Origin of the sequence: Arthrobacter sp. NicSoilB11 (genome assembly GCF_019977375.1) — a bacterium.
Classification (GTDB): Bacteria; Actinomycetota; Actinomycetes; order Actinomycetales; family Micrococcaceae; genus Arthrobacter.
Window position 1 is genome coordinate 46,166 of sequence record NZ_AP024659.1, and the last position, 16,725, is coordinate 62,890.

Sequence of the window (16,725 nt, forward strand, 5' to 3'; positions counted from 1 at the left end):
TTACCGGGCTCAGTTCTGCGGCCATTGTAGGGTCGTGGCTACCCAGGGGAGGCGGGTATGGCTTTGGTTGCTGTGCCGGACTGATTTGTGACGGCTTCGAAGGATTGGCCGCCTGCCACCCCGCGATGACCCGACCGCTGATTGAGAGACGCGACATGATCGCCGGATAAGGACACGACGGCGCGGTTATCCGCTGGGCTCTACCCATCCAATCAGAACTGGAGGCTGTTCTTGGTGCAACTATGGGCCGGCATTGATGCCGGCAAAGCTCACCACCACTGTGTTGTGATTGACGCCGACGGAAACCGTCTGCTCTCTCAACGAGTCCCCAATGACGAACCAGCCCTGCTCCAGCTCCTTGCAGGCGTGCTCGAAATTGCAGGCGGTGACGAAGTGGTGTGGGCGACAGACCTGAACCACGGCGGACCGGCGCTCCTGATCGCCTTACTAGTCGGTCACGGCCTAGACATCGTCTACATTCCCGGACGGACGGTGCACCACGCTTCCAAGATCTACCGAGGTGAAGGCAAGACAGACGCGAAAGACGCAGCCGTCATCGCCGACCAGGCCCGGATGCGAACTGACCTACAACCGTTACGTGAAGGGGATGAGATCAGCACTGGGCTGCGGCTGTTGACCGCCCGGCGTGCCGACAAGTCCGCCGACAGGGTAAGAGCTATCAACCGCCTGCAGGCCCAGCTGCTCGAATATTTCCCCGCCCTGGAACGGGCCTTCGACTACAGCCGCTCCAAAGCCGCACTGACCCTGCTGACAAAGCACCGCACACCGGACGGGATCCGCCGCGCCGGTCAAGCCAGAATCCACGCTTGGCTGAAGAAGAACGGTGCTCGTTCCTCGGCAGCCGTTGCCGCAGCTGCCCTTGAGGCCGCTAAATCCCAGCACACCATCGTTCCTGCCCAGCACATGGGGGAGGAGATCGTCGCCGCACTGGCACGGGAAATCCTGACCTTGAACGAGGAGCTCGCCGAACTCGATGCGCATATCAGCGCGAAAGTAACGGAACACCAGCACACCGAGGTGCTGTTGAGCATGCCCGGCTTCGGGCCTGTTCTCGCTGCCGAATTCATTGGTGCCACCGGGGGCGACCTCTCCGTTTTCCAGACTGCCGACCGCTTCGCTGGCGTTGTCGGACTGGCCCCTGCGCCCCGGGACTCAGGCAGGATTAGCGGCAACCATCACAGGCCCAGACGCTACGACCGCCGGCTCCTCCGCGTCTTCTTCCTGTCCGGGCTCTCGGCGTTGAAGTCATGCTCCGCCTCGCGTGGCTATTACGACCGAAAACGTGCGGAAGGAAAGTCCCACATTCAGGCGATGCTCTCACTTGCCCGTCGCCGGCTCAATGTCCTATGGGCTATGCTCCGTGACGGCACGACCTACACTCCCACCCCTGTCGCGGAACCTTGCTTGCCAGCGTGACCGGCTGGCAAGGACTCCTACATGCAGAACTGAGATGGTCAGACCGAAAGTCCTTCCGAGCCTTTGCTGCAAGGGCGAGTGCTACCTCAAGGGACCATTTCTAGGCGGGATTAATTCTCTAGATATGGATTGAAATCCGGAATCTGAACGTTCGAAAACCACTTGCGGGAGTGGTTTCAGATTGTGTTCGTAGTCGTGTTCGGCCCCTGGTTCAGCGATCATCCGACTGACTTGCCACAGGGAACGAACCACACAGATCCCTGCTTGGGCAACGGCAAGGCAGAGTGACGGGTCCGCGTTGTCGGTTCTAAGTGCCCAACCGTGCGATCCACCTTTACCTTTCGGTCTGATTTTGGAGAGGTAGGTGATGGACACTGCGTTGATCAGATCGTATCCGCCATTAAGCTCGGCAACAGTGGGCGCAGTGGGGTCTTTGAGGTCTTGGACTAACGTCATTTTGATGTCGTCGCGTGCTATGGCCGCCATACCGTGTTTCATTTGGTTGTGGCTCTGAGCGGCGTTGTAACCGTCTTGGTCGAAAAGTTCAGCAAAAAACATCAACCACTGGGACACGAATCGGGCGTGCTCTAATGCTTGCTCGTTCCCAATGGCGGCTACCAGTTGACCATAGTGCGGAATTGCCACCTTCACCGCGGTTTCGGCAGCACCTGCTCCTCGTAAGAGCGACTTGACCTTCTCCCTAAAAGAGAAATTTGCTGGGAGTTCCGCTAGTGGAATCCACGGCGATCGGCCCACTTCCAACTCGCTGAGCATGACGAAGAGTCGAAGTCCGGTTTCCACAACGTGGTGCATCAGCGAATGCGCTTCAAGGGCTGCTAGAGCTTCCCTTGATACATCGTCTTCCGGGCTCTGATCCTCCGAGAACGGCATCTCCTCAAGCAACCTTCGAAAGCGGCTAAAGACTGATGCAGGATCCTCCGCGTTGGGAAGGTCCCTGGAGGGGACGTCGGCTAACCTAATAATGCTCCAGAGCCGGCTTTCGAAATGGTGAGCTGGGTTTACATGGAAAAAGTGTTTGTCCAAATCCGCTCGCACAGCCTCATGTCTGCTCTCTGTCAATGGCCTTTGGTTTCTGCCCACGGGCGGCCAGTTAATCGGCCCGCTGGTGGCCAGTAAATCTGCCCGGTGATGGCCAACAGATCTGCCCACTGAGGGTTTTCGGTGGGATTGGCCATCGTCGAGGGTTTGTTAGTTCAGTTCGGTGACTCCTTTCCCGGCGAGGGCTTGAGTGAGTCGGATGGAGTCGCCGCTGGTTTGGCAGACGTGGGCGTGGTGCAGGAGCCGGTCCACGGTTGCCGTGGCGAGGGTTTTGGGCATCAGTTCATCGAAGCCGGCGGGGTGCAGGTTCGAGCTGATCGCGACGGAGCGTTTCTCGTAGGCGGCGTCCACGACCCGGTAGAGTCCTTCGGCGGCGTCGGTGGCCACCGGGAGAAGGCCGATGTCATCGATCACGACGAGTTCCGCGCGGAGGATTCTAGCCACGGCCCTGGTGACGCTGTCGTCGGTGCGGTGTGCGCGGATGAGGGCGCCGAGGTCTTCGAGTCTGAACCAGGCAACGCGCATCCCGGCTTCGACGGCTTGCTGGCCGAGGGCTTCGAGGAAGAACGTTTTCCCGGTGCCGGAGGGCCCGCAGACGACCAGGTTCTCGCGTCGGGTGATCCATTCCAGGGTGCGCAGGGCTTGCTGGGTGGGCGCCGGGATGGAGGAGACGGCGGGGTCCCAGACGTCGAAGGTCTTCCCGGTCGGGAAGCCTGCTGCTTTGCGCCGGGTGGCGAGCATGGACCGGGCCCGGCCTGCGGCTTCTTCGGTGAACAGTGCCTTGATGATCTCGGTTGGTTCCCAGCGCTGGGCGCGGGCGGTCGCGATCAGCTCCGGTGCCAGTGCCCGGGCGTGGGGCATCTTCAGTTGCCGCATCAGCGCTTCCAGTTCGGCCGGCAGGGCCGGGGCGGTGGTGTTCGTGGTGGTGACCGGGCTCATCGGCTCTGCTCCTTTGCGGGGGCGCTGGACGGCTCGGCGCCGAGGCCTGCCCAGGCGCTGGTGCCTTGGGTGAGGGACCTGGTTTCGTTAGCGGCGTGGGTGGTGGTGCGGCGGATGTTCGCGTTCAGGATGGAGGGCAGGTCGCCGTGGGCGAACCGGCCGTGCAGCGCGGCGTCTCCCAGGGCACGGTCCACGGACTCGGTCCCGGCGATCTTGGCCAGGGTCACGGCCTCGGCCATTTTCATGTTCATCCGGCCTGTTCCTGCAGCCGCGGCTTCCACGAGCCAGGTCTTGGCGCCGGCGCCGATGGCCAGGAACTCGGCTTCACCGGCGGTGCGTGCCTTCACGGCGTAGTCGCCCGGGGTTCTGGTACTGGTCCCTGGGAAGTGCTCCTCGATGACCGCGGGACTGCCGGGCCTTGCCCGGCCGTGGCGGGCGACTTCGACCGGGCCGGTCGGGCCGTGGTGGACGATGATGACCTGTTCGTCAGGGCCGGTGCCGTGGGAGCGGACGAACACCTTCGCGCCGAGCAAATGCGACGGCACCGAGTACTGGGCGTTCTCGAAGGAGACCATCGGGGTGTTCTCCGGGACTATACGGGCCAGCCCGAACGCGACCGTGTGCGCGGTCTCCGGGATCCGGTGCAGCCGGGCCGCTTCCTCCGCCAAAACCATTGCGGGTTTACGTCGGGTGGCCCGGTGTTCGCGGTTGTTGACCTCGTCCATGAACGCCTCGCAGGCGGCCTCCAGCTCGGCAAAGGAAGCGTAACCGGGCCTCAGGTTCGTGTCGGTGGGCACGAGGTCGGCTTTGGCCAGTTTCACCGACGCTTCGACTCCGCCTTTCGTTGCAGGGTCCGCGGGCTGGCAGGTCAGCACGGTGACCCCGTAGTGCCGGGCGAAGTCCAGGGTCTGCTGGTTCCGCACCGGAACCCCTGCGACATGGGCCGTTGTCACGGTTTTCTCGTTATCGGTCAGGACATACGTTGGTGCCCCGCCCAGGATCCGGAAGCACCGGTCGAGGGCTGCGAACACGCTCGGCGCGGTCCGGTCCCGCAACGGGATCACGATCCGGAACCTTGAGAACGCCAGCCAGGCAACGAACAGAATGGTTTTTACGCCGCCGATCCGTGGCCCGTCGCCGAAGTCGTACTGCAGCCACATCCCAGGCTCGGTGATCCACGGCCGGTGCACACGGGTGTGTCCGAGCCGCCACGCGGCCTTGACCTGCGCGATCGCCCGGCGCGTAGACCGCTCGGACCCCTCATAGCCTAGGGCGAGCAGCTTTTCGTGGGCCTTGTCGGCGCGGATCCGGCCCTTGGACGCCTCTACCCATTCCTCGATCTTAGGCAGGTAAGCGTCCGTGACCCTGGGCCGGGGCGCCGGTTCTGCAATTGGCCGGCCGGCGTCCCGCGCGGCGACGTGCCTGGCTACAGTGTGGTGCGAGCAGCCCGTGAGCTCCGCGGTGGCGCGCAACGATCCGGTCAGATCATAGGCAGCAAGAATTTCCATGATTTCTCCGTCATGCTTCATACAGGGCCTCTTCCTGGGACGACATTTGGTGCGACTAGACACCGTCATCAAATCCCGGGGAGAGGCCCCCGCCGCTGAAGACGCGGCAGGAACAGTTGAGGAAGTGGGCAGATCTCATGGCCACCAGTGGGCAGTTCTACTGGCCGTCAGTGGGCAATTTCGTGGCCGCCTATGGGCAGTTTTTCATGGCCGCTTACAGCTCTCACTCGTCTCGCCGTCTCCAAGTGGGTGCCCTACCTCCATCAACATGAATCGTTGCATAGCCATTCTCAATCCCCTTTTGTGCGGCTCCCTAGAAGGACTCCGTCTGACAGAACGATGCTTAGCTGCAGGGCACTAATTTGCCAGTGTTCTTTCGAATACTCCGCTGCTTGGATCGACCTGCCGCGGCCTAGGCACCTTGGGTAAGGCTCATATGTCACCCTCAGCTCCACTAACGTTTGGTGCCAGTAAACGTCACGCTTTGGTACTAATGGGCGGATGGATTTTCATCGATAGTAGCTGCCGGCTCTGGCACTCTTCCCCTTAGTGTTCTTCGGTCTCTTCGTCTCCGTTCGACTCCGTCTCATCGTCGGAGGATGGCTTGGCGGCTGTCGCCAAGTAAGGCAACCCACTGACGTCGTACTTGGGCATGGCGGTGGCCATTTGCTGGGCCAGGTTGGCTGTGGGGAAGAGCCCTGCGACGTCGAGCTTGGGCATGGCGGCGGCCATTTGCTGGGCCAGGTTGGCTGTGGGGAAGAGCCCTGCGACGTCGAGCTTGGGCATGGCGGCGGCCATTTGCTGGGCCAGGTTGGCTGTGGGGAAGAGCCCTGCGACGTCGAGCTTGGGCATGGCGGCGGCCATTTGCTGGGCCAGGTTGGCTGTGGGCAAGAGCCCTGCGACGTCGAGCTTGGGCATGGCGGCGGCCATTTGCTGGGCCAGGTTCGCGGTGCCCATAAGGCCGGCGATGTCGTACTTGGGCATGGCGGCGGCCATTTGCTGGGCCAGGTAACTTCCAGTTGCAGACGACTGCGCAGACATACTGGCGACGCTTCGACGAGCCACGTCGGCCGCCCTTCCTTTGAGTCGCTTTAGAGCCTCCGCGCACCGCTCGTCACCCATGTCTGGCAGCGAGGGCTCTCCAGGCGTAAGGAGAGTTGGCGTTTGGTCCTCTTTGCTTGCCGAGAAGAGGACTTTCACCTCCCATGCACAGGCGATGCTCTGCGTGTCGTTGCCGTCGGTCGCAAGCCCGTACAGCAGCCACCTCGCCTTGGCCGTATACCAGATGTCCCCCTCGATCTCATGGCCGACGACGTCCGTAACGCTAAGGAGTTCTGCTTCGGGCGGGGTAATCCATGAACGCCACTGCACCACACCGTCAGTGGGACCCACGCCTACGAAACCCGTCGGCGAGGTGAGAATCTCGACAGCTGTCTGAGCCAGTCGAGACTGTATCGGAAATGATCGGAGTAGGTCTCCTGCAGCAGTTTCCGCCGCCTCACCAGAGACTTCCTTGGTGAACCGGGAGACCACTTGATCGAAATCCGCAAGACGCGTGAGCCTACCCTCAAGGCCGCGGACGTCTTCATCCATCGGATAGGGATAGGCGGTGCCATCTCCGAAGTCGTTGGTATTGCTTGTAACGAAGAAGACGTGCTCTTCGGGGTTTTCATTGAGAAATTCCAGGATGGAGAACCAGATGGCCACATCCCGTGCACCCTCAGAATGGTCCTTGTTACGCTTCGCAGGCGGAAGCGACATTGCTTCGCGCGCCAAGGCCCTGCGTGCGATGTCACCACTCATTTCGATCACTTCGAAGATCTCGCGGTAAGCATCTCGCCAGTGGTTGAGGAGGCGTTCCAAATCAAGTGGTTCCAGGGAGCTCTCCAGCTCCCACGGAAGCAATTCCCGTAGCTTCTGCAAGGCGGTTACTACTGACTTATGCCTGTCGGGGTAGAAGGCCGCCTGATGAGCAGCCATCTCTTCCAAGACCATCCACGGCACGGCAATCCTATGATGCCCCGACTCCCGCAGCTTCCGGATGATGTCGGCCCGGGGACCGCTGGGCGGCAAAAGATTCACGGCATTCGTATCGAAGATGATCAAATCCAAACCTTCGTCTCACTCAAGCGCTCTGGGTCCGATGGAGACTCGCGCTGTTTGATTACCACCAGCTGATTGCGGTCGGCTTGGCCCACCATAGAACAGCCTATTTGAACTCAGGAGTATCGCTGACACGTAGCGCTTGGATGCCCGCGAGAAGGGCCGTACTGCGGAAGACGCCGCCCGACTCGTGGGCTGGAGCCGCGCAACGCTCTACCGCCACCAGCAGGCCCTCGCTGCGCGCCAGAACAGCAATCCGTAGGTGCTCCTGAAGAGAGGGTAACCGTTGACACCGTTTCCAGCCTCAGCAATTCAGCGCTTGGGTAAGGGATCGGTCCTCGCTTCGCTCGGGCTGTAGAAGCGTTTTTCTGTTTTTGCTGCTGTCCTGCGGATCGTACGTGCCCGCTCCACCGGCTCAACCGTCCTGCGGACGGCTGCGCAGCCGATGGTTTGTGTCGGCGCTTCGCTTATTTCCTCTCACAATCCATCCGCTGCTTGCCCTTTGGGTTGCGCCGGTTCCGTCGGGCACAGCTCCGCGATGCTCCGCCAGCAGGCAAAAAACGCCCGGTGGGAGAGGGGAAGCTGGCCGGTCACCAAGGCCGCCCCACCCACCGGATCCTCAGCAAAGGACGAGAAAAACCATGAATGATCGCATTGCACGCGCAGCCCTGACCCGACTGTTCGAACCGGGCGACCGGCTCGGGCAGGCCCTTGTCGGCAGGCTCGGCGCGTACGCCACGTTGAGACTCGCCACCGGCGCGCAGCCCGCACACGCCCTTCCGGACGTGACACCCGAAGAGCTGGCCGCGGCGTTAAAGCGCTGGGCTCCACGGGTCCCGGACGTTGACCCGGCGAAGGACCTGGCCACCATCGAGCGCCTGGGCGGCGGGTTCCTGATCCCCGGAGATGAACACTGGCCGGAAGGCCTGGACGATCTGCCCGACGCCCCATACGGGCTTTGGTACCGGGGCAACATCGACAACGGCATCCCGGCGCCGTCGAAGTGTGTGGCCCTGACCGGATCCCGGGACTCGACCAGCTACGGCGCCTCCGTCACGGGGGACATGGCGTACGGGTTGGCCCAACGGGGAATCTGCGTGATCTCAGGGCTTGCCTACGGGATTGACGCGCACGCGCACCGGGCCGCGTTGGCCGGGAGCCAGGGAGAGGGACCGGCAACCATCGCAGTGCTGGCCGGAGGCCTCGACCGGGACTACCCGTCCGGCAACGGTGATCTCGCGGCCGCGATCCGGAGCAACGGCCTGACGCTCTCGGAGCTCCCGCCCGGTTCCGCCCCGACCCGGTACAGGTTCCTGCAGAGGAACCGTCTCATCGCCGCCCTCGCCGGGGTGACCTGTGTCGTGGAGGCCCGCTGGCGCTCAGGTGCGCTGAACACCGCGCACCACGCGGAGACGATCGCCCGGCACGTCGCCGCCGTCCCCGGAAGCATCCACAGCGCCAACTCCGCAGGATGCCACCGCCTCCTGAAGGAAGGCGGAGCCGTGCTGGTCTCCGACGCAGCGGACCTTACAGAGCTGCTCGCCAGCTGATATGTAGATCTCGTTGTCAAGAGTGCATGGATGAGCGGCTCCTGGGTTTGGTTCCCGGGGGCCGCTCATCGTGTGCCGGCCGGTTGTGATGCTGTGGGGGGCGTGGCGAGTCTTTTTCGACTGGGGCAGTGTCAGGCTGACATTCGCGGGTTGGTTACCGCATGACGATTTGTTCGGCTGGAGCGTATCGGTGTCTAGGATCGAGCGTCGATGGTGGTTTGGACCGTCTGCTCATAGCTGAAGCCCGAGTTGGCTCCGGGTGCTGTCATCGCCCCCCGCAACTGCTCACTGTCGGCGGGCAGGTTCCGGGTCAGGCCGCTTTCATGTGTTGTCCTTCCTGGAGCGGGGCGGCCAGTGACCAGCACCAAGCGGCGAGTTCGCGGGCGATCGCCGTGTTGGCCTTCACTGACATTTTGTGGCGTTCATCGAAGTGTTCCCATTTGCGGTGCAGCCGGTGGTTTCCTTCGAGGGCCCGGATGCGGGTTGCCGGCGCGACCAGGTCAAGTTGGCGCAGCAGCCGTTCTCCGGGCCGGGCGTAGGGGCGGCGGTGCTGCCAAGCCGCTTCGATGAGGAGTTTCCGGGCATAGGTGTTGCCGGCTTTGGTGATCGGGCCCTGGTGCCGGGACTGGCCGGAGGATTCTTCGCTGGGGACCAGACCGAGATAGGAGCCGATGGATGAGCCGGTGAAGCGGGTCCAGTCACCGATTTCCACGGCCAGACCGAACGCGGTCGTGAGCTGGATGCCGCGTAAGCACATCAGCGCGTCAATCACTGTTGCGTAGCGGCACGCCGCCGCTGTGATGGTGATCTGTTTGTCGATGCGAGCCAGATGCGCTGCAAGCAGCTCGGCCTGCTCGACATCGGCGTCGTAGGTGAACTGCAGCGCCGGGTCGTGAAAGCTCTGGCGGTGCAGCCACCGACTGTGTTCTGTAGTCCACCTGCTGTCCTTGGGGTAGCGGATCCCGTGCCGGAGCAGGACGGCGTTCACGTGCTGCCGGGCATGCGCGAGGTCTTTGGCGGTGCCCGAGCGCAGCCGGGACAGGTCCCGCAACGCCTCTTCGTCCGGCTCCGGGATGCGGACTTCGGTGACCGAGCCGACCGCGAGCATCTCAGCCAAAACCCGGGCATCCCGCCTGTCGGTTTTTACCCGGTCCCCGGGAGCGCGCAGCAGCTTCGAGGACGCCGCCACCACACAGTTGATGCCCGCGGCCCGCAGGTGCCGGGCCAGTACAAACCCTGTCGGGCCTGACTCATAAACGACCTTGACGGGCGGCTCGAATCGCCGGACCCACTCCAGGATCAGGGCCGGGTCAGCGGCCATCGTGTGGAGACTGATTTCACCAGTGCCTGGGTTCAGCGCATGGCCGACGACATTGACCGCGTGAACATCCAGACCAATGAAAGTATGCTCAAACATAGCCGGGACCTCCCAAACCTCACATGTGGCACTACCATTGCACCCCCAATGAGCCTCGCAGGCCACGGGAGCCGCCAATGGCAACCCACGGACCCTGTGAAACAGAAGGCCCCGGCCCCCCATGCTCCCGCCAGAACCTGCCCTTCCGGGATAAGGGACATCACTGCCGGGAACAGGTCCTGCAGCGGCCAGATCCCTCTCAGGGCCGCCGATCACATCAAGCCGGCGCTGCAGGACCGCCCGGCGATAATGGACCGACCCCGGACGGGCAGGTTCTGTTCCTCTTCATATCGTCTAGGACTCCCGCCGGTGGCCGGTCCTTCCCGGGCCGGTCACCGCGGGCGGCCCGCCGTCGTGGCCGGCTTGCGCTACGGGTCGGCGGCGGCGGACCGCCATTCGCACACTAGGTGCCGACGATCGGAGTCCCGCGGCCGCTTGAAGCCAGGGATGCCGAAAGCAGGCTCCGGGGTGCTGATCGAGGGTTCGCGGAGCTCACCCAGGATCGGGCGTCCGCTGGCGCGGCCGGCTGTTGGGTCCAGGGGTGCCGTCGCAGAGCTCCGAACCCCCTGGCCCTGTCTTGTCTACGACGATGCTCCTATAGGCGTCAAATTAGTTCGAGGGTTCATTGAATACGCCCGAGTCTTGCCCAGTGAAGACAGTTAGGCTGATGCTTTCACAGCCTATTCAGGCTGCTGGATAGCCAAGGGGGAGCGCATGAACCAGCACCAGTCTGGAGTAGTTGGATTTCACGAAGTGGACCAGGACGGTAACCCGTTGACGGCAGCGGCGGAGGGCCCAGTTGAGGATGTTTCCCGGTCCGGCCCCAAGCTGAACCCGTTCATCGGGGTGCTTTGGCTGGTGGTTGGGGTGCTGGTTTTCGGCGGCATCGGATTCCTTTTGAATGCTCCCTTGTCTGTGTCAATGACTGATCGGGTCAGCATGGCCTACGTCCTATTTTCATTTGCCCAGCCAGCTGTATTCGTCGGAATCCTGACCTTCCTCGGCCTGATGTTCTGGCATGCCTCGCAGTGGCAGCGCCGGCGCGGATAGGCCAGGACATGTGGGCCTAGGGTACTTCTTGCTCGGTGAGCCAACGGCGGTAGGTCGCCGCGAGCTCGTCATTACGGATGCGTCCGCGTTCCAGGCGCGAAAGGATGGACACCCATTGGCCGAGTTCGCCGGCCACTGTCGCAATGGTGAGGCCGAGTTCTGTCCGCATGCAGCGGAGGTCTGAGTTGTCCGGTGCCGGCCTGGGGTTGGTGATCTGGCGGTAGATCTCCCGGGCTGCGTAGCGTTTGAGGCAGCGCATGATTTCGCGTTTGCTCTTGCCCTCGGCCGTCCGTTTAGCCACGTATTCCTTGGTCCGTTGACACGAGCCCATACGCACCAGGACCACCTGATGCAAGGCGTTATTGGCGCTTCGATCGCCGCCCCTACTGAGCCGGTGGCGGGTTGTCTTGCCCGATGAGGCTGGTACTGGCGCGACTCCGACGAGCGAAGCGAATTGGGCTTCGTTGCCCAGCCGGTCCGGGTTGTCCCCGAAAGTGATCAAGAGCTGGCTGGCTACTTCGGTCCCGACTCCTGGGAGATCACAGAGCAGCGGAGCGTAGCTGTCGAGGATTTCCTTGAGGGCCGCGTCGGCAGCCTCGATTTCTGCTCCCAGTGCTTGGCAGCGTGTTGCCAATGCCTTGAGGGTCATTAGGGTCACGTACTCGGGGTCTGCCAGGTGCCCGGAAGGTCTCGTGCGCTGCAGGGCAGTAATCAGCGCTGAGGTAGCCATCGCCCTGTATTTCGCCCGGATCTTGTCCGGGGCCGAAACGAGGAGCGCCTTGATCTGGTTGATGGCCGCGGTGCGGGCTTTGATCGCTGATGCGCGTCCGGAACGTATGATCCGTAGGCATTCCACGGGGCCGTCTTTGGCCTTCGGGATCGCCTTCGTCCGCCCCTCAAGCACGGATTTGGCGGCCTGGTAGGCATCCAGCGGGTCGGACTTCCCGTTGAGCCGGCGGGCGGCCCGGTTGGGGCGGTTTACCTCCAACACGGTCAGCCCTTCACCGCGGAGGGTTCGGGCGAGTTCGGCACCGTAGGAGCCGGTTCCTTCGACCCCGACGGCCAGGACTGTGCCGTAGGAGGTGATGAAGTCGATGATTTTCCGGTATCCGGATCCCACGGCCAGGAATTCCTTGTCCGCGAGGGGTTTGCCGTGTTCGTTGATCACGGCGACGTGGTGTGTGTCGGCGTGGGTGTCTATGCCCGCGATGACTTTTGTTGGTTTGCTTGCCAAGATGGAAATTGCCCCTCAGTCGCGTCGAATGCTGATTGCTCGGGCGCGGGCCAGGTGGGCAGACAAAACGGTAATGGGACTGGTCGTATCAGGCTCCTATGAGGTCATGTCCGCCTGGCTCGACACCCCTTTTAACGGACCTTGAGCCGGCGGACAGATCGTCGGGAAGACAGTGCCGCCTGGTACGTCAGTTTTTGGCTGGGTCACGCCGGCTCAAGGACTGTTCCAGTATTACCGTTTTGGCTGCTGTCCTGACGGATTGTACGTGTCCGCTCCGGCCGGTCTAGCCCCTCCTTCGTCGGGGCCTGCGGCGCGGGAATTTCCCTGCGGCGCTCCTTCGTCGCTGATTTCCTCCGGGAATTTCCCGCCCCTTGCCCTCACGGGTAGACAGGCCTCCGTCGGTCACAGCTCCGCAAGCTTCGCCAGCAGCCAAAACAACAACGGGGGGGAGAGGGGAAGCTGGCCGGTCACCACGGACCGCGTCGGCACCCGTTTTCACCCGCTTGACAGACATAGAAGCGTCGGGGGAGAGGGGAAGCTGGCCGGTCACCTACCGCCCCACACCCCACGTCTCTGCAAGGACAAAAACCATGACAGCAACGCCCACGCTTGAAATGCTCGATCCGGCAACCCTGACCGTCGATATTAACGTCCGGAAAGACGCGGCCCTGACCGCTGATTTCGTTGCCAGCATCAAAGAACACGGTGTGATGGAACCCGTGATTGCCCACCGCAAGGAGGACGGCACCCTGCACGTCCTGATGGGCCAGCGCCGGACCCGCGCCGCTGTACAAGCCGGACGGCCCCTGATCCCGGTCATGATCATCGAGTCCCCCGAGGAGGCCGAGCGCATCGTCACCCAGGTAGTGGAGAACATCCAGCGCGCCGAACTGAGCGAAGCTGACGAGGCCGACGCCTACCACCAGCTTTCCCTGATCGGTGTCTCGGCGGCCGCGATCGCCAAGAAGACCGGACGGACCAAGACCACCGTCGAGTCCGCCCTCAAGGCCAAGTCCACCGAGACCGGAGCCGCCGCCCTGGGCAAGGGATACACGATCGAAGAAGCCCTCATTCTGGCCGAATTCTTTCTTATGTGGACACTGCGCGCCTCACTGTCGAGTGGGCTAAGGGGTGTTGCACTGGAAAGGTGACGCAGATGCGGGTTGTTACGACCAAGTCATCCGGGACGGTTTCCGCTGTTATGCTTCTGGATCCAGACGGGGCCGCAGTGGTCCCAGTCTGCAGGTTTTTGCAACATATCCTGGATTCCGGATGCAGTCCGAACACTGCATCTGCCTACGGCTTTGACCTAAAGAACCTGTTTGAATTCCTTGAGGAGACGGGCACGGACTGGGTCGAATTCCGCCCTGCTGTGGCCTTGAACTTCTTGGGCTGGTTGAGGAGGCGACCGAGTCGGAGACCGGCACAGCGCCTTGGTCTTGCCATGACCGTCCCCGAGGGTCGGCTACTGGCCGCAGCCACCGTGGCCCGTGTGCTGGCGGCCGTTTCGAGCTTTTATGAGTGGGCCATTGTCGCCGAGATGTTCGACGCTGAGAACCCGATGCGACAGCAACCTGATCGGTCGCTGTCGATGGTGAGTGAGCGGCACCGCCCTTTCACAGGAGGTGCAAGCAGGCAGCAGCCGATGCGGCGGCAAATCAGGGTCAAGTTGCCTCTAAGACTGCCGCGTCCCTTGGCGATACCGGAAGTCGAGGCCCTGCTGGACAGCATGACCTCCCTGCGGGATCTGGCCATGGTCCTGCTGATGCTTGACGGAGGACTGCGCCCAGGGGAGGTGTTGAGCCTGCACCTTGAGGACGTATCGTACGGGCACCGGCGCGTCACTATCCGCAAACGTGACGATCATCCACGCGGCGCGAGGGGGAAATCCCGCCGAGAACGCGTTGTTGATGTGCTCGAACCCCGCACCTTGGACGCCGTCAACCGGTATGTCATGCGTGAACGCCCATCCCAATCAAACAGCCCCTTCCTCTTCCTGGTGGGCGGCCGCGGTGCCCGATCGTGTGATCCGCTGTCGTACGACGCGCTGGTACGGATGTTCGCCCGCCGGCTGAACAGGCTCGGATTGCGGGCACCTGAGAAGACACCGCATGCACTGCGTCATACGCATGCGACCCTGATGTGGGAAGCGGGCATGCGTGAGTTGGCACTCCAACAACGCCTGGGCCACGCGTCACCGGAGTCGACCCGGATCTACACCAGGGTGTCGGACTCACAGGTTCGCGACGAGTACCGCGCAGCCTTGGGTGCTCTCCAGTGAACGCCGTTCGAGGGGCAATTGCACGAGATGACGTTCCGAGGGAACGGCGCCATGCTTCGGAGGCGGATTACGGCGCGTGGGTAAAGGCGTTTATTCCGCACGACGCGGCCCGCTACGAGCGGATGGCGGCCTACCGCCGGTTTGTTCAGGCGTGGCCCGATTTGGAGGACTGGTTCCGAGCGCCTCTTCTGGTTCGGGCCGGCTTCACCGGCGGACCCCTTCGCGCCACCGGGCGCACGGGCACGTTCAGCGCCAGCGGATATTTGGTTTATCTGGCCTTCGTGCACGGCATCGGGCTGGACTACGAGTTCCTGTTTGTCCGCAAGTACGCCCGGCTCTTCAGCATCGAGGCCGGCGGCAAGGGGCTCGGAGTGGACCTGGATCTCTTTGAGGCCCACGTAACAAGGCTGGATGAGTTGGGATACAGCCCAGATTCTGCACGGACGAACCTCACCTGGGCGATCGGTCGTCTCCTTCTGCACCGCGGTGACCCCGACATTACGGCAATCACTGCCGAGGACCTGTTTGATATGGCTGAGCAGATACGGTCCTTCGGTCAGCGGGAGGACTTCGCCCAGCTGCGGGCCGCTCTCTATCAGCAGTCCCCTTGGCAGATGACCGGCGAGAACGCCGGCGAACGCTTCACCAGAGCCCATCTGGCGAAAGTCCACTGCCTGCACGTCCTGCTTTTCAACATCGGCCAGGTCACCAGCCCGCCGATTTCCGGCACCAGGCGCCGCAAGAGCTGGGAAGAAAACCTGCTCCCGGAAACCTGCCCACCCCGAATCCGGACAGTCGTTGAACGCTACCTCCTCACCCGCCTTGAAGCACATTTCGACCGACCACAAACCGTCAGGATCGCGAGGGAAGGCCTACGGCGTTTCGTGAACTGGCTCGGACGCGAACACCCAGACATCACATCCATGGCTCAGCTTAACCGGACCTTGATCGAGGAATACCTCCGCTGGCTACCCACCTACCCGAGCCAGAACACAGGGCAACCTTTGCATGTGACCACCCGCAAGCACGAGATCAACGCCATCGGCGCATTCTGCCGCGATACCAGCATGTGGGGTTGGGACGACGCTCCTCGAGGCCCACTTCTCACGGCCCGGGACGCACCCCGCAGGCAGGAGACAATGCCCCGGTACCTACCCCGGCACGAGGTGGACACTCTGATGAGCGCGATAGAAGCGCTCACCGACCCGTTGCAGCGGACGGCATTGTTGCTGCTTCGGTGGTCTGGCGCGAGACGGGATGAGATCCGGCGGCTCACCTGGGACTGTCTCGACACCTACGCGAGCGGCCACCCTCGCCTTCGCATCCCAGTCGGCAAAGGCCATTCCGAACGCCTCATCCCTCTCCACGCCGACGCCGCAGTTGCCCTGCAGGAGACAATCAACCAAGCCAGGGCAATGAACGCAGTGGCGCGACGCGATCCCACCACCGGCCGGTTGGAGAACTACATCTTCGTCCGCAAGGGCAAACTCTTATCGTCGGCGACCCTTTTCGATGACGCCTTCGAGAAGGCCTGCACCGAGGCCGGTCTCGTCGATTCCAAGGGAACCAGGACCGTCAGCGCACACAGGCTACGCCACACCCTCGGCACACAGCTCGCCGAAGGGGGAGCCAGAATTCAAACCATCATGACGATCCTCGGGCACAAAAGCGCGTCGATGTCCATGATCTACAGCAGGATCTCCGACCCTGTAGTCCGTCGACAGTATGAGGAGGCATTGGCTTCAGGTACCCGGATTGCCGGTCCGGCAGCGGAGGCGCTAATAAAAGGAAGGCTTGACGACGAATCCGTTCACTGGCTGCAAACCAACTTCCTCAAAACCGAACTCGAGCTCGGACACTGCCTGAGACTGCCAGCAGAAGGTCCTTGCGAATGCGAGCTGATGCTTACCTGCCCTAAGTTCCTCACAACCAGCGAATATGCTCCCCGGCTTGAGGCGCGACTTGGACGGGAAGAAGAACTTATAACTGATGCTGAAGCCCGTGGGTGGCAACGTGAGGCCGAACGTCATCAGGCCACACGGCAGCGCATTTTGAAGCTACTTAAAGAACTGAAACCAGATGCGCCGGAGGAGATACCGGCGCAAAGCTAGAGGGGTCAAGGCTCAGCCTTGACCCCTCTGAGACCT

General features: G+C 62.6%; 11 protein-coding genes and 2 pseudogenes. 7 read left to right on the forward strand and 6 right to left on the reverse strand.

The window, feature by feature from the left end; translation table 11 throughout:
* Nucleotides 1-231 precede the first annotated feature (231 nt).
* The gene (locus LDO14_RS20935) at nucleotides 232-1,437 is read left to right on the forward strand and encodes an IS110 family transposase (RefSeq protein ID WP_223995527.1); all 1,206 of its coding nucleotides are present in this window, start codon (nucleotides 232-234) and stop codon (nucleotides 1,435-1,437) included.
* 81 nt (nucleotides 1,438-1,518) lie between these two features.
* On the opposite strand, the gene LDO14_RS20940 is transcribed toward LDO14_RS20935, so the two are convergent.
* The 4 genes from LDO14_RS20940 to LDO14_RS20955 all read right to left on the reverse strand — a co-directional run bounded on the left by LDO14_RS20940 (nucleotide 1,519) and on the right by LDO14_RS20955 (nucleotide 7,049).
* On the reverse strand, nucleotides 1,519-2,328 hold the full coding sequence (locus tag LDO14_RS20940) for a hypothetical protein (protein ID WP_223995529.1): 810 nt from the start codon (nucleotides 2,326-2,328) through the stop codon (nucleotides 1,519-1,521).
* Nucleotides 2,329-2,646: 318 nt separating this feature from the next.
* Nucleotides 2,647-3,435, reverse strand: a complete 789-nt coding sequence (gene istB / locus LDO14_RS20945; RefSeq protein WP_223917527.1) for an IS21-like element helper ATPase IstB — start codon at nucleotides 3,433-3,435, stop codon at nucleotides 2,647-2,649.
* The gene (istA, locus tag LDO14_RS20950) at nucleotides 3,432-4,964 is read right to left on the reverse strand and encodes an IS21 family transposase (protein ID WP_223993174.1); all 1,533 of its coding nucleotides are present in this window, start codon (nucleotides 4,962-4,964) and stop codon (nucleotides 3,432-3,434) included. The genes istB and istA overlap by 4 nt, the downstream gene beginning before the upstream one ends.
* Before the next feature lie 525 nt (nucleotides 4,965-5,489).
* Complete coding sequence (locus LDO14_RS20955; protein ID WP_223995531.1) at nucleotides 5,490-7,049, reverse strand: PIN domain-containing protein; 1,560 nt, start codon at nucleotides 7,047-7,049, stop codon at nucleotides 5,490-5,492.
* 142 nt (nucleotides 7,050-7,191) lie between these two features.
* Between LDO14_RS20955 and LDO14_RS20960 the strand changes: the two are divergent.
* Nucleotides 7,192-7,308 (forward strand): annotated as a pseudogene (locus tag LDO14_RS20960) (recombinase family protein); the annotation flags it as partial.
* 379 nt (nucleotides 7,309-7,687) lie between these two features.
* Nucleotides 7,688-8,596 carry a DNA-processing protein DprA gene (dprA, locus tag LDO14_RS20965; RefSeq protein WP_223995533.1) on the forward strand — a complete coding sequence of 303 codons (909 nt, stop codon included), beginning with the start codon at nucleotides 7,688-7,690 and terminating at the stop codon, nucleotides 8,594-8,596.
* A 310-nt stretch (nucleotides 8,597-8,906) separates the two neighbouring features.
* Here the strand turns inward: dprA and LDO14_RS20970 are convergent, their stop codons facing one another.
* Nucleotides 8,907-10,013 carry an IS110 family transposase gene (locus LDO14_RS20970; RefSeq protein ID WP_223992154.1) on the reverse strand — a complete coding sequence of 369 codons (1,107 nt, stop codon included), beginning with the start codon at nucleotides 10,011-10,013 and terminating at the stop codon, nucleotides 8,907-8,909.
* Nucleotides 10,014-10,727: 714 nt separating this feature from the next.
* Here LDO14_RS20970 and LDO14_RS20975 point away from each other — a divergent pair.
* A complete protein-coding gene (locus LDO14_RS20975; RefSeq protein ID WP_223917585.1) occupies nucleotides 10,728-11,063 on the forward strand; it encodes a hypothetical protein in 336 nt (111 codons plus the stop codon).
* A 16-nt stretch (nucleotides 11,064-11,079) separates the two neighbouring features.
* Here the strand turns inward: LDO14_RS20975 and LDO14_RS20980 are convergent, their stop codons facing one another.
* A complete protein-coding gene (locus LDO14_RS20980; protein WP_223917583.1) occupies nucleotides 11,080-12,297 on the reverse strand; it encodes an IS110 family transposase in 1,218 nt (405 codons plus the stop codon).
* A 590-nt stretch (nucleotides 12,298-12,887) separates the two neighbouring features.
* Here LDO14_RS20980 and LDO14_RS20985 point away from each other — a divergent pair.
* The 3 genes and pseudogenes from LDO14_RS20985 to LDO14_RS20995 all read left to right on the forward strand — a co-directional run.
* Nucleotides 12,888-13,382 (forward strand): annotated as a pseudogene (locus tag LDO14_RS20985) (ParB/RepB/Spo0J family partition protein); the annotation flags it as partial.
* A gap of 116 nt (nucleotides 13,383-13,498) precedes the next feature.
* Nucleotides 13,499-14,578 (forward strand): tyrosine-type recombinase/integrase, encoded by a 1,080-nt coding sequence (locus LDO14_RS20990; protein WP_223995560.1) that lies wholly within the window; start codon nucleotides 13,499-13,501, stop codon nucleotides 14,576-14,578.
* Nucleotides 14,575-16,689, forward strand: a complete 2,115-nt coding sequence (locus LDO14_RS20995) for a tyrosine-type recombinase/integrase (RefSeq protein ID WP_223995535.1) — start codon at nucleotides 14,575-14,577, stop codon at nucleotides 16,687-16,689. Before LDO14_RS20990 ends, LDO14_RS20995 begins: the two co-directional genes overlap by 4 nt.
* Nucleotides 16,690-16,725 lie beyond the last annotated feature (36 nt).

Coding starts and splice junctions, on each gene's coding strand:
- LDO14_RS20940 (WP_223995529.1), bottom strand. CDS start 2,328: ATGCCGTTCTCGGAGGATCAGAGCCCGGAAGACGATGTATCAAGGGAA.
- istB (WP_223917527.1), bottom strand. CDS start 3,435: ATGAGCCCGGTCACCACCACGAACACCACCGCCCCGGCCCTGCCGGCC.
- istA (WP_223993174.1), bottom strand. CDS start 4,964: ATGAAGCATGACGGAGAAATCATGGAAATTCTTGCTGCCTATGATCTG.
- dprA (WP_223995533.1), top strand. CDS start 7,688: ATGAATGATCGCATTGCACGCGCAGCCCTGACCCGACTGTTCGAACCG.
- LDO14_RS20970 (WP_223992154.1), bottom strand. CDS start 10,013: ATGTTTGAGCATACTTTCATTGGTCTGGATGTTCACGCGGTCAATGTC.
- LDO14_RS20975 (WP_223917585.1), top strand. CDS start 10,728: ATGAACCAGCACCAGTCTGGAGTAGTTGGATTTCACGAAGTGGACCAG.
- LDO14_RS20990 (WP_223995560.1), top strand. CDS start 13,499: ATGCTTCTGGATCCAGACGGGGCCGCAGTGGTCCCAGTCTGCAGGTTT.